Raw genomic sequence first — 13,106 nt, 5'->3', positions numbered from 1 at the left:
TGAGGCGGAGACTGAAGCCGAGCCGGCCGCTGAGGCCGCGGCGGAGCCGGTGGCTGAGGCTGAGGTTGCGGCCGATGCGCCTGCCGAGGCGGAGGCGGAGGCCGAGACCACGGCAGAGCCGGTGGCTGAGGCTGAGACCGAGGAGAAGCCTTCGGCTGAGACCGAGGCGGAGCCGGTGGCTGAGGCGGAGACTGAAGCCGAGCCGGCCGCTGAGGCCGCGGCGGAGCCGGTGGCTGAGGCTGAGGTTGCGGCCGATGCGCCTGCCGAGGCGGAGGCCGAGGCGACCGCTGAGGCTGAGACCCCGGCGGAGCCGGTGGCTGAGGCTGAGGCCGAGGAGAAGCCTTCGGCTGAGACCGAGGCGGAGACTGAAGCCGAGCCGGTCACTGAGGCCGCGGCGGAGCCGACGGCTGAGGCCGGGTCGACCGCTGAGACTGAGGTTGCAGCCGGTGAGCCTGTTGAGGCGGAGCCGGTCGCCGAGGCGCCTGCTGAGACCACGGCGGAGCCGACGGCTCAGGCTGAGGCCGAGGAGGCGCCCCAGGCTGAGAAGGAGCTCGCCACCGAGGGTGAGTCCGAGGCTGCGGAGGAGTCCGCGGCTGAGGGCGACGCCCTGCCCGAGGCGAAGCCCGGGGCAGAGGAGCCGACGGCCGAGCAGGCCCCCGTGGAGGACACTGCCACCGAAGAGGCACCGGCGGCCGAAGCAACGACCGAAGCCCCCGCCGGGACGGACACCGAGCCCGAGGCCGCCGCCGAGGCCCAGCCCGAGGCGCCCGCCGAGGAGCCCCCGGCGGAAGCCGCAGTCGACGCTCCGGCCGAAGAGACCCTCCCGGCGGAGCCGGAGGCCCAGCCCGAGGCAGTCGCCGAGGCGGAGCCCGCGGCAGCCACCGTCGACACCGAGCCCGAGGCGCCCGCCGAGGAGCCCCAGGCGGAAGCCGCAGTCGACGCTCCGGCCGAAGAGACCCTCCCGGCGGAGCCGGAGGCCCAGCCCGAAACCGAGGCCGAGGCCGAGGCCGAGGCAACCATCGTCGACACCGAGCCCGAGGCAGTCGCCGACGCCGAGGCGGAGCCCGCGGCAGCCCCCGCCCCCGCCGGGACGGCCGCCGCCCCCCTCGAGCACGACGCCGCCGCTCTCGCGCTTGCGAAGGCCGGGCTCACCACTGCTCGGGCGAGCGTGTACCTCGTGCTCGACCGTTCCGCGAGCATGCGCCCGTACTACAAGGACGGCTCGGCCGCGGCGCTCGCCGATCAGACGCTCGCGCTCGCCGCCCACCTCACCCCCGAGGCCCCCTCGGTCCACGTCGTGTTCTTCTCCACCGAACTCGACGGCACCACCGACCTCACCCCCGCCTCCCCCGAGAACGCGATCGACGAGGCGCACGCGGGCCTCGGCCGCATGGGCCGTACCAGCTACCACGCCGCCGTGGCCGCCGTACTCGCCCACTACGACGAGAAGGCCGGCCCCGGCACCCCCGCCCTGGTCGTCTTCCAGACCGACGGCGCCCCGGACGCGAAGACCCCGGCCACCCAGTCCCTCACCGACGCCGCGAAGAGCCACCCCTCCGTGTTCTTCTCCTTCGTCGCCTTCGGTGATCACGACAACAAGGCCTTCGACTACCTCCGCAAGCTGAAGACCGACAACACGGCCTTCTTCCACGCGGGCCCGACCCCCCTGGAGCTCACCGACGCGGAGCTCTACGACGGCGTCCTCATCGACTGGCGCCCGTAGCAGCACGGCGAAAGCGCACCGCCTCCACCCATGCCGCCCGCTTCTCACCCCGTAAAACGGGAAGCGGGCGGCATACACATGTCGGATACGATTTCAAGGTTCGCATTAGCAGCAACAAACCGACCTGGGAGCAGCCCGCGATGGCTCGACACCTCATCACCAGCGCCCTTCCGTACATCAACGGAATCAAGCACCTGGGCAACATGGTGGGGTCCATGCTCCCGGCGGACGTGTACTCCCGGTACCTCCGCCAGCGCGGCCACGACGTCCTGTACATCTGCGCCACGGACGAGCACGGCACCCCCGCCGAGCTGGCCGCGAAGGAGCAGGGCATCCCGGTCGCCGAGTTCTGCGCCACGGCACACCACGCGCAGAAGGCGGTCTACGACGGCTTCGCGCTCGCGTTCGACTACTTCGGCCGCAGCTCCAGCCCGCAGAACGTCGAGATCACCCAGCACTTCGCCCGCCGCCTCAACGAGAACGGCTTCATCGAGGAGCGGGCGATCCGCCAGGTCTACAGCCCCGCCGACGGCCGTTTCCTCCCGGACCGCTATGTCGAGGGCACCTGCCCCCACTGCGGCTACGACAAGGCCCGCGGCGACCAGTGCGAGAACTGCACCCGGGTGCTCGACCCCACCGACCTGATCAACCCGCGCTCCGCGATCTCGGGCTCCACGGACCTGGAGGTCCGCGAGACCAAGCACCTCTTCCTGCTCCAGTCCAAGCTCCAGCACGAGGTCGAGGAGTGGGTGTCCCGCCACGAGGGCGACTGGCCGCAGCTGGCCTCCTCCATCGCCCGCAAGTGGCTGAACGAGGGCCTGCACGACCGCGCCATCACCCGTGACCTGGACTGGGGCGTCCCGGTCCCGGCCGACACCTGGCCGGAGCTGGCCGCCGAGGGCAAGGTCTTCTACGTCTGGTTCGACGCGCCGATCGAGTACATCGGCGCGACGAAGGAGTGGTCGGACCTCGACCCGGAGAACCGCGACTGGAAGTCCTGGTGGTACGAGGCGGACGCGAGCGTCCGCTACACCGAGTTCATGGCGAAGGACAACGTCCCCTTCCACACCGTGATGTTCCCGGCCACCGAGCTGGGCGTGCGCGAGCCGTGGAAGAAGGTCGACTACGTCAAGGCCTTCAACTGGCTGACGTACTACGGCGGGAAGTTCTCCACGAGCCAGAAGCGGGGCGTCTTCACCGACCAGGCCCTGGACATCCTCCCGGCCGACTACTGGCGCTACTTCCTGATCGCCAACGCGCCCGAGTCGGACGACTCGTCGTTCACCTGGGAGCACTTCACGGCCACGGTCAACAAGGACCTCGCCGACACCCTGGGCAACTTCGTCAACCGCGTCCTGTCCTTCTCCAAGAAGCGCTTCGGCGAGGAGGTCCCGGCGGGCAGCGCGCCCGGCGAGGCGGAGACCCGGCTGGGAGAGCAGATCGCCGAGCTGCTCGCCGAGTACGAGACCCAGCTGGAGGCCCTCCAGTTCCGCAAGGCGGCCGCCGCGCTGCGCGCCCTGTGGTCCGCGGGCAACTCCTACCTGGAGGAGAAGGCCCCCTGGCTGGAGATCAAGACCGACCAGGAGGGCGCGGCCCTCACCCTGCGCACGGCGATGAACCTCATCCACCTCTACGCGGTGGTGTCGGAGCCCTTCATCCCGACGACGGCGCGGACCATGCGCGAGGCCTTCGCCCTCACCGACGACACGGCCACCTGGGTCACCCCGGACGAGGCCCGCGCCCTCACCGCCGTCCCCGCCGGAACCCCCTTCACCGTCCCGCCGGTCCTCTTCGCCAAGCTCACGGACGACGACCTGGCGGCCTACAAGGAGCGCTTCGGCGGCCAGGAGGCCTAGCCAACCCTCCCAAACCCCTCCCAAGTCTCCTGCCCCGTGCGGGAGAAGCAAACCGCAGGGCATACCCCCGCACTCCCGGGCATACTTCAGCTGAACCAGGTATCAACGGGGGTACGGGGGCTGGGCAGTGGACTTCACATCCTGGGGGGACTGGCTGCGCGCATGCCTGGGTGCGGCCATCACGTTCCTCCTGATCATGCCCGGCTGGCGGCTGGTCGCGCGGGCGGCCGCCTTCGGTGATCCGCACCGGCACACGGGGCGCCGTATCGCCCTGGTACCACGCCGGGCGGTCCGGCGGCGCACGGAAGCCGTCCGCCTTCGGCTGCAGGGGGCGCGGGCGGTCCGCCGGTATTACGGTGTGGGCGCCACGACCCCGTTCGGCGAGCAGCTGGACCGTCTGGTGGAGGCGGACCGCTCGGCGCGCGTGCTGGTGGCGGGGCTCCGGGTGTGGTGCGTGGCCGTACCTCTGACGCTGCTGCTGTCCGGCGTTCTGCTCGCGGCGTGGATCATCGTCGGCGATTACGCGTTCGGCCCCTTCTACACCGTCTACGGCCCAACCCCCTACCTCGAACGGATCCTCGGCACCGACGGCTGGTACACCATGGACAGCGAGGACTGCGCCTCATGGTCCCTGCTGACCGGGTGCGAAACCGAAGCCGCGCCTTGGTGGCACGGCGCCGAGACGGGGCTGCTTTTCGGCATGGCCCTGGCGTGCGTCGGGTTCGCCTGGCTCCTGCGGCGGGCGGCGCTGCGGAGCTTCGCCGTCTGGGCGCGCCAGGAGCCGCCCCTGCTCACCTGCCTGGACGCGCTCACGGCCACCCGCGACGCCCTGCGCGTGTCACCCCCGCAAGCCACCGTTCTCGACGAGAAGGTGGCCGAACTGCGAGCCCTGCTTCTGGACTTCGCCCAGGAGGGCCTTCCCCTCGACGCGGACCGCCGTGCCGACCTGGAGGAACACTCCCGACAGGTCACCGACACGCTGAGTGAGGCCACGGGCCGGTTCCTGCGCGACGGGGCCGCCGCCCTGCCCGACCTGGTGGGGTTGCTCGCCACCCTTCAGGACCGGCTGCACGCCTCCCGTTGGCTCGCGCTGCTCGACCCGGCCCAGCTCGCTCCCGTGCCGCCGCCTCCCGGCCCGCCGCCCGCTGCCGCCCCGGCGGCGACCACTGCACCCGACACCGGCCGCTGGCAGCGCTACATGTGGGTGGCCACGGCGATGCCGACCGTTCCGGCCCTGCTGGCCCTCGGCTTCACCTGGGTGACGATCAGCCAGGCCAACGAGAACCTGGGCCTCACCAAGCGTGACCATGTGGCCACCACGTACAACGAGGCCGTCGACGGCCTGGGCGACGACTCGATCGATGTCAGGACCAGCAGCATCCTCGCCCTGCAGCGCATCATGCGCGAATCGCCGGGCGAACAGCCGGCGATCGTCAAGATACTGAGCGGCTACATAAAGAACCGCGCGAGGATGCCCGCCAAGGCGACGGCCGACCGGCTGCGCAAGCAGACCGGGACGCGCCCCGCGACCGATGTGCAGGCGGCCCTCGACGCCCTGCGCTCACGGCTGGAGGGCGGGGACGGGGAGTCGTACATCGACCTGCGCGACACCTTCCTGGTGGGCGCCGATCTCTCCAACGGCCAGTTCACCTCCGCGGACCTGCGTGGCGCCGACCTGAGCCATGCCTTTCTGACGGGCGGCCAGTTCAGCTACGTCCTCTTCAACGATGCCCGCATGGAGAGCGCCGAGCTGAGCGACGGCAATTTCTACGACTCCAACTTCACTGGCACGGATCTCACCAGGGCCTGGCTCGACGGAGCCGGTCTCGTCGACGCGGACCTCACCAGGGCCACGCTCGTCAACGCCATCGGCGCGTACGAGGGGGACATCGCGCATCTCGGCGGGGCGGACCTGACCGCCGCCGACCTGTCGAAGGCCGATCTGAGGGGGGCGGAGCTGGAGAACGCCGACCTCGGCACGGACGACGGCCAGGGCCTCCCGGCGGCGAACGTCACCGGCACGAACTTCGCCGGCGCCGATCTGGACGACGCCCGGCTGGACGGCGTGGACCGCGACAAAGCCATCTGGAAGGAACCCGCCATGGAGGACACGGCGTAGTACGGCCGCCGGGCCCGTACCCGGGTATGGAACGCGAGGGCCGGGGGCTCGTGGTTCCCGGCCCTCGCGCGTTCGGTGGGTTACCTCAGGACGCCCGCGCCCGTCGTCGTCGCCAGCGAGGTCGGGAGGTCCTTCGCGGAGGACTCCAGGCCCGCGGTGAGGGCCGGGGTCCAGTTGACCGTCGTCTTGAGGTCCTTGGAGGACGCGGCGTTGTAGGCGGCGACGAGGTCGGTCGCCGTGCCGTTGACGAGGTTGCCGGAGCCCAGGACCGCGCCGGTGCCGTCGCCGCTGAGCAGCTTGGCGACCTTCACGCTCGACGGGACCTTCCAGTAGTTGTTCTGGGCGACGACCTGGGCCTTGGCGCGGGAGTTGATGCTGTACTGCACCGCGTAGCCGTTGAGCGGCGTGACGTCGTACAGGTTGTTGTAGATGTGCACCTGGCCGACTCGGGTCAGCGGGGCGCGCTGGACGATGCCCTTCCACACGTTGTGGTGGATGGAGACCCGCAGCTTGCCGCTCGGCTCGCTGTCGCTGCTGCCGATCAGCATGGTCTTGTCGTGGTTGGTGAACTGGTTGCGTGAGACGGTCACCAGGTCGGAGCTCTTGGTGATGTCGAGGGCGCCGTCGTGGATCTGGTACTCGCGGCCGTAGTACCTGGGGTTGACGCTGTCCAGGTGGGGCGCGTCGGTGAAGCTGTTGTGGTCGGCCCAGACGTGGGTGGCGCCGCGCAGGGTCACCGAGTCGTAGTTGGAGTTCCAGTTGCCGTCGTCGCCGTCGGTCGGGTCCCACTGCGGGAAGCAGTCCTCGGTGCCGGAGAAGGCCAGGTTGCGGACGATGACGTTGTCGACGTTCTGGATCTGGAGCATGCCGCCGGCGAGGCCGGCGTTGGTGCCCGGCACGCCCACGACCGTGGTGTTGGCGGGCACCTTGAAGACGATGTTCTTCGCCTGCTTGGTCTGGGCGGCCGCGCGGGCCTTCTCCTGCGTGCCGGAGGGGAGCTTGGAGCGGCCGTAGGCGGCGGGGTCGTAGGCCTTGAGGTAGGCCGAGAGGGAGTAGCCGGTGCCCGAGGCGTAGTCGGAGCAGGTCAGCTTCTTGCCCGAGTCGTCGGTGTTGGCGTCGATGGTGCCCTTGATCTTGACGATCCGCGGGGTGGTGTCGGACGCCGAGCCCAGCGCCTTCACGAGCTGGGCACGGGTGGAGACGGTGAAGGTGTGCGCGGCGTCGGCCTTGGTGCCACCGGTGGTGCCCGTGCCGGAGGAGGCCCAGCCGTCCTTCGCGGCGAGCGTCTGGTGGTACAGGTCCACGGTCCCGGCGTTCGCGCTCATCACGATCGCCCCGGCACCGACACCGGCCGCGACGAAGGCGGCGGAGACGACGAGGGTGCGACGGGTGCGGAGCGACCGGCGGTGGGAAGCAGCTGCCACGGGGGTTCCTTACGGGGAGGAGCGGGGTTACGCCCTGTCAGTGGTCGCCGGTTCGTGAAGAGTTGCCGCCCGTCGAAAGAATTCTCGGCACCGCCGTACACAGCTTGATCGAACTCCTTCACGAATCGCTCACCAGCCACCTAAGGTGCCCATCGGGGGGCGAACAGCCCCTACGGGGAGGGGAATTCACACACATGGGCAGATCAGCGCTGCCGCCGCGCCGTCGTGTCGCGGCCACCGCACTCGCCACTGTCTCGCTCGTCCTCACCGCCGGCGCGCTCCCGGCCACGCCGGCCGCGGCGGCGACCGTACTGCCGCCGTGGAGCGGCGCGGCGATCGTCGCCTCGGTGAAGGCGGACGTCGAGGACGTCGTCGTCACCGGGGACGGCACCGCCGTGTCGCTCTGGCGGGAGAACACCTCCGGCGACCTCTACGCGTCGGTGCGCCCCGCGGCCGGCGACACCTGGAACGGCAGGGTCCGGCTCGGCGACACCGTCAACGAGGGGGCGCGCCTCGCGGCCCTGCCCGACGGATCGGTGGTCGCGCTCTGGACCACCGGCTCGGAGATCGCCTCCGCGACCCTGGGCGCCGGGCAGACGTCCTGGTCGCAGCCCACGGTGATCGCCAACGACGAGACCACGGACTTCGAGTACCCCGACCTCGCCGTGGGGCCGGGCGGGGCGGTCGCCGCCGTGTGGCGCCAGCGGGTGTGGAGCTCCGGCCGGAGCGAGGTGTACGCCGCGACCGTGATCGGGGAGGCCACCTGGTCCGCTCCGGCGCGCGTCAGCGAGGCCGCGGGGTCGGTCTCGGCGCCGCAGATCGCGTACGACGCCCAGCGCGGGCTCGTCGTGTCGTACGGGAGGGCGTACGGCACGGTCTTCCAGGTGATGAGCAACGCCCTGCCGTTCGACACGTACACCTGGCCGGCCCCGGAGGCGGTCGGCTACACCCGGCGGCAGCCCACGCTGGGCTCCGGCGCGGACGGCTCGGTCCAGCTGGTGTGGGAGGACCTGGACGGCGCGTTCCAGACGGTACGGCGGTCCGGCGCGGCCTCCGCGTGGAGCGCGCCGCAGACCGCCGCGACCGCCGTCGGCGATCCCGCCGTGACTCCGGACCCGCTGGTGGGCCCCGACGGCGATGTCACCCTCGTCTGGTACGACCGGGCCTCGGGCGCGGACGACGTACGGACCACGACCTTCGACAGCGCCGCCGGCACCTGGTCGGCGTCCAGGACCCTGTCCTCCGGCGACGCCCAGTACTCCTCGGACACGGCGATCGCCCCCGACGGCTCGGTCCACGCGCTGTGGCCCGAGCTCGAAACCGGGCAGACCACGGCGACCAGCCTCTACGAGGCCACGCTCGTCGACGGGGAGTGGACGCCGGCCCGCCGGGTGGGCGGCGGCGACCCGGCGGTACGCGGTGAGATCGCGGCCGGCTCCGCCGGTGCCGCCACCGCCGTCTGGGGCAGGTCGACAAGCGTGGGGGCCTTCCCGTACGTGTACGCCTCCCGCACCGTCTGGCCCAAGGTCACGGTGACCGGCGCCACGGTCCCGGCCACCGTCGCCCTGAAGGGCACCACCTCCTCCAGTGCCGCGTGGAAGCCTGCTTGGACGACGGACTCCGCGGTCGCCTCCTGGACGCTCACCCTCACCGACACCGCGGGCCGGACCGTGCGCACCCTCACCGGCGGCGCCGCGACCGGCACCACCGCCCTCGCCCCCGTCTGGAACGGCCGGACCGGCACCGGCGCGGTGGCCGTCAACGGCAGGCTCGGCTGGACGCTGAAGGCCGTCCAGTGGGGCTCCGGCACCGCTTCCACCCTCGCCACCGGCACGGTGACGGTGACCGGCGGCAGCCCGGCCTTCCGTGACTTCGGCGGTCACGACGGCACCCCCGACGGCCTCGGCGATCTGCTGACCCTCACCTCCTCGGGCCGGCTCCAGTGGGCCCTCGGCTCCCGCACCGGCTCTCCGGAGAGCGGTGCGGCCGCCTCGGGCTGGTCCACGAGCATCAAGGCCGTGCCGTTCGGCGACCTGAGCGGCGACCGCTGCAACGACGTCCTCGTCCGCGTCGGCGACGCCCTGCGCGCCTACCGTCCGGCCTGCGGGACCGCGCCGAAGCCGACGACGGCGTACAGGACGGTCTCCTCGACCGGCTGGAAGCAGTACGACGTCCTCACCTCCCCCGGTGACGTCACCAAGGACGGCCGCCCCGACCTGATCGCCCGCAACGCCTCCACCGGCGCGGTGTACCTGTACAAGGGCACGAGCAGCGGGACCCTGTCGGCGCGGGTGAAGCTGTACGCCGACTGGAAGACGTACAAGAAGGTCGTCGGTGCCGGGGACCTCAACGGGGACGGCATCGGGGATCTGATCGCCCAGGACAAGGCGAACAACCTCTACCGCTCCTACGGCAAGGGCAACGGCACCTTCTCCGCCCGGGTGAAGCTCTTCTCCGGCTGGGGGGCGTCGTACGACGCGGTCGTCGGCGTCGGCGACCTCAACGGGGACGGGAAGGCCGATCTGCTCGCGCGGGACACCGCGGGCACCCTCTACCGGCAGTACGGCGACGGCAAGGGGTCGTACGGCGGCCGCGTGCGGATCGGAGGGTACGGCGGCTACAAGGGGCTGTTCTGACGGACCGGCGGGGGCCGTCGCTCAGCCGCGGCCCCCGCCCGGCCCCCCGCCCCCGCCGAACCCGCCGCCCTCGGGCGCGTCACCGGCCGTGACCGAGGCGATCTCCTCGGCCGAGCCGAGGGTGCCCGCCCGGCTGTAGAGGCCGCCCGTGCCGTCGGTGGCGGAGGTGGAGCCGCCCGCGTAGATCCGGTAGGTCTTCCCGGACGTGATCGCTGACGACGAGTAGACGACGTTCTGGATCTGCTTGGCGGTGACGTACGTGGCGACGATCGCGCCGTCGGCGTCCACGACGTGCAGGGTCGTGCCCGCCGCGACGGAGGAGTCGAGGGTGGCCGACAGCCAGCCCTGGCCGGAGTCCTCGTCGGGGGCGACGGCCATGCCCGCGCTGCCCGCCGCGAGGAGCGTGCCGCCGCTGACGGTGAAGGTGCCGTTGACGTCGAGGGCGCCGTTGCCGCCCTGCTGGGGGCCGTTGACGACGATCGTGCCGCCGGTGATCTCGGCCGTGCCGTTGGAGTCGAGTCCGTCGCCCTCGGAGTCGACGACGAGGGTGCCGCCGGAGACGGTCACCTTGTAGTCGCCGACCGACTCCCCGCCGCCGGGCCCGCCGCCCCGGCCTCCTTCGGCACTTCCGTCGCTGCCGCTGGCGTTGATGCCGTCGTCGCTCGCCACGATCGACACCGAGCCGCCCGCCACCACGATGTCCTTGCCCTCCAGGCCCTCCTGCGCCCTGGTGACCTTCACCGTGCCGTCGTCGATGACGAGGTCGCCCTCCGCGTGCACCCCGTCGTCCCCGCTCGCGGCGGTCACGGTGGCCCCGGCGAAGTGGACCGCGCCGTCGCTGTGCACCGCGTCGTCGGCGGAGTCGACCGCGAGCGTGCCGCCCTCCAGGACGCCGATGACCCCGGCCTTCAGCCCCTTCGCCGAGGTGTCGTCGGCGGGCTGCGCACCGCTCCCGCCGCCGCTGCCGACGGTCAGCCGGCCGCCGGTGACGACGAGGTCGGTGGCCGCGAAGACGCCGTCGCCCTGCGCGGTGACGTCGATCGCACCGCCCGCCAGGGACACGTACCCGGAGTCCTCGTCCTCCTCGTCGTCCGAGGTCAGGCCGTCGCCGCCGGCCTCGACGGTGAGGTCGCCGTCCTCGACGACCAGGTAGTCCTTGCCGCGCACCCCGTCGTCGGCGGCGGTGACCCGGATCGTCCCGGAGGCGAGGACCAGGCCGTCCTTGCTCACGATCCCGTCGTTGCCGTTCCCCTTCACCGTCAGCGTGCCCCCGCCGCCGACGGTCAGGTCACCGGCGCTGAACAGGGCCGCGTCCGCCTCCGCGCCCTCGGCGTAGGACGCCGCGTCGGAGAGGGTGTTCGTGCTGCCGTCGGCGAGGACGACGACCAGGGCGTCCGCCTCGGTGGCCGCGAGGGCTGCCCCGGTGGAGCTGGAGATCCTCGCCCCGTCGAGCACGAGCCGTACGGTCGCGTCGGGCGCGTCCACGACGATCCGCCCGTCGGTGAGGGTGCCGGCGATCCGGTAGGTGCCGGCGGAGGTGATGGTCACCGTCGACCCGCTCGCCGTCGCCCCCTCGCCCGTCACGGTGGCGGAGTCCCCGTCGAGCGCGATGTCCACGGCACCGGAGGTGTCCTCGGAGAGGTCGGCGTCATGGGCCTTCTTGTCGGCGGCGAGAACCGTGGCGGCGCTCTGGGCACCCTCCACGGCACCGCCGGCGGAGGCCGACTCCGTGCCGCCGGCCGTCTCCTCGGTGCTCGCCGAGGAGCAGCCGGTCAGGGCGGCCGCGGCCAGGGCGACGCAGGCGAGGGCGGCGGCCAGCCTGCGCCGTACCGGGGTGGCGATGCTCATGCGGGGCTCCCGTCGAGTGCGGTGGGAAAGTGCCGGCGCAGGACCGGCAGCCAGCGGTGGGCGGGGAGTTCGGGGCGCAGGGCGGCGAGACCGGTGCCGTACTTGGAGACCGTGCAGGGCCGGTGGCCGAGCGACCACAGCAGCCGGTCGGCGCCGGAGCCGGCCCGTCCGGCCTTGGTCTCGACGACGGCCCGGTCCCCGGCGGCCAGCGCCCGCGATCCGTCGGGCAGCGCCCAGACGAGCCCGGTGTCGACCGTCATCCGGCTTCCGTCGCCGGGCAGCAGCAGGGTCGTGCGGCGGTACGTCGTGGTCAGCGCGGGACCAAAGCGCAGGGCGCGCGGGTCGATCCGGGCGCCGGTGAGGACGGCGTCGACGAAGGCGCGGCCGGCCGGGTCGAGCACGCGGTCGTCACCGTCGTACGGGATCCGCTGTTTGACGGTGGTGCCGCGCGGGCCCCGCGTCTTGACCTCCAGGAAGTCCAGGCCCGAGTCGAGATAGCTGCGGACGCGGAGCTTGAAGCGGCGCCGGCGGGACCGGGCGGCGCCCAGGTAGGCGTCCAGGCGCGGGGTGTCGTGGTAGAGCGAGCGGTAGCCGAAGTCCCGTCCGCCGTCGACCTCCAGGACCCGGACGTCCGTGCCGAGGCCACCGAGACCGCCGAGCAGGACGGGCAGATCGGCGGCCGGCAGGACGTACTTGCGGTCCACCCTGGTCAACAGCTCGGCGCGGGCCACGAGTTCGTCGAGGCCGACCGGGCGCAGGGTGCCCACGGCCGCGCCGAGCGAGTCGAGGGCCCTCATGCGGGGACCCGGCCGCGGGGCGCCCGCACCTCGGCGTCGACGACGTACCGGACCTCGACCTGGGTGGTGTCGTTGACGAGGTCGACCCCCTTGACCGACAGGTTCACCACCCGTCCGCCGAGCAGCACCTCCAGCTGGGCGCGCAGGGCGGCCTCGTCGGTGTACGCGGAGTCCAGCCGCAGACTGCGGGTGCGGTGGCGGGCGAACAGGCGGGGGTGGTCGGCGACGTAGAGCGTGCCGACGAGCAGCGCCGTCAGCGCGACCGGCAGGCCGGACGTCTCCTCGGGGATGCCGTTGAGCAGACCGATCGCGAGGGCCGCGAAGTAGTAGGCGATCTCGTGCTGGGCGATCTCGTACGACCGCAGCCGGATGATCGACAGCACCCCGAACAGGCCCATCCCGAGGCCGATCCCGACGGCGGCCTGACTGAGGGTCATCGCCACGGCGAGCACCCCGACGTTGATCCCGAGGAACGCGGTGACCAGGTCCCGCCGGTGATGGCGCGGGAAGTACACGGCGAAGGCCAGAACGGCGATCGCGGCCAGATCCGTGGCGACGAGGAGCGCTTGGGTGCCCATGCCCCGACGATCGGTCAGCCGGCTGTGAGCCTTCTTGGCGCTTCCTTAAGCCACTTTGAGAAAAGGCGGGGAAAGATAGGGGAACCTGCCGACAAAGCAAGGGAAAAGCCCTGCTAAAGTCCGCT

The 13,106-nt window shown here is 72.1% G+C and carries 8 protein-coding genes; 4 read left to right on the top strand and 4 right to left on the bottom strand.

The features are described from left to right. Positions 1-313: 313 nt before the first annotated feature. The 3 genes from ABZ490_RS10565 (at position 314) to ABZ490_RS10555 (ending at position 5,698) form a co-directional block, all read left to right on the top strand. Positions 314-1,723, top strand: coding sequence for a VWA domain-containing protein (locus ABZ490_RS10565; RefSeq protein ID WP_358987365.1), 1,410 nt, complete (start codon positions 314-316; stop codon positions 1,721-1,723). A gap of 140 nt (positions 1,724-1,863) precedes the next feature. Beyond that, positions 1,864-3,579, top strand: a complete 1,716-nt coding sequence (gene metG / locus ABZ490_RS10560; RefSeq protein ID WP_358987362.1) for a methionine--tRNA ligase — start codon at positions 1,864-1,866, stop codon at positions 3,577-3,579. Positions 3,580-3,706: 127 nt separating this feature from the next. After that, positions 3,707-5,698, top strand: coding sequence for a pentapeptide repeat-containing protein (locus ABZ490_RS10555; protein ID WP_358987359.1), 1,992 nt, complete (start codon positions 3,707-3,709; stop codon positions 5,696-5,698). 80 nt (positions 5,699-5,778) lie between these two features. On the opposite strand, the gene ABZ490_RS10550 is transcribed toward ABZ490_RS10555, so the two are convergent. Further along, complete coding sequence (locus ABZ490_RS10550; protein WP_358987356.1) at positions 5,779-7,122, bottom strand: polysaccharide lyase family 1 protein; 1,344 nt, start codon at positions 7,120-7,122, stop codon at positions 5,779-5,781. A gap of 194 nt (positions 7,123-7,316) precedes the next feature. Between ABZ490_RS10550 and ABZ490_RS10545 the strand changes: the two genes are divergently transcribed. Then, a complete protein-coding gene (locus tag ABZ490_RS10545; RefSeq protein WP_358987353.1) occupies positions 7,317-9,758 on the top strand; it encodes an FG-GAP-like repeat-containing protein in 2,442 nt (813 codons plus the stop codon). A gap of 21 nt (positions 9,759-9,779) precedes the next feature. Here the strand turns inward: ABZ490_RS10545 and ABZ490_RS10540 are convergent, their stop codons facing one another. Genes ABZ490_RS10540 through ABZ490_RS10530 form a run of 3 tightly spaced genes read right to left on the bottom strand, consistent with a single transcriptional unit; the run spans position 9,780 to position 12,981 of the window. Continuing rightward, positions 9,780-11,606 (bottom strand): carbohydrate-binding domain-containing protein, encoded by a 1,827-nt coding sequence (locus ABZ490_RS10540; protein ID WP_358987350.1) that lies wholly within the window; start codon positions 11,604-11,606, stop codon positions 9,780-9,782. After that, on the bottom strand, positions 11,603-12,403 hold the full coding sequence (locus ABZ490_RS10535) for a VTC domain-containing protein (protein WP_358987347.1): 801 nt from the start codon (positions 12,401-12,403) through the stop codon (positions 11,603-11,605). Before ABZ490_RS10535 ends, ABZ490_RS10540 begins: the two co-directional genes overlap by 4 nt. Next, positions 12,400-12,981 carry a DUF4956 domain-containing protein gene (locus ABZ490_RS10530; RefSeq protein ID WP_358987344.1) on the bottom strand — a complete coding sequence of 194 codons (582 nt, stop codon included), beginning with the start codon at positions 12,979-12,981 and terminating at the stop codon, positions 12,400-12,402. Before ABZ490_RS10530 ends, ABZ490_RS10535 begins: the two co-directional genes overlap by 4 nt. Positions 12,982-13,106 lie beyond the last annotated feature (125 nt).

Origin of the sequence: Streptomyces sp. NPDC005811, from assembly GCF_040630405.1 — a bacterium.
Taxonomy (GTDB): domain Bacteria; phylum Actinomycetota; class Actinomycetes; order Streptomycetales; family Streptomycetaceae; genus Streptomyces.
Note: the sequence above shows the minus strand (reverse complement) of the source record. Positions and strands in the feature narration are given on the sequence as shown.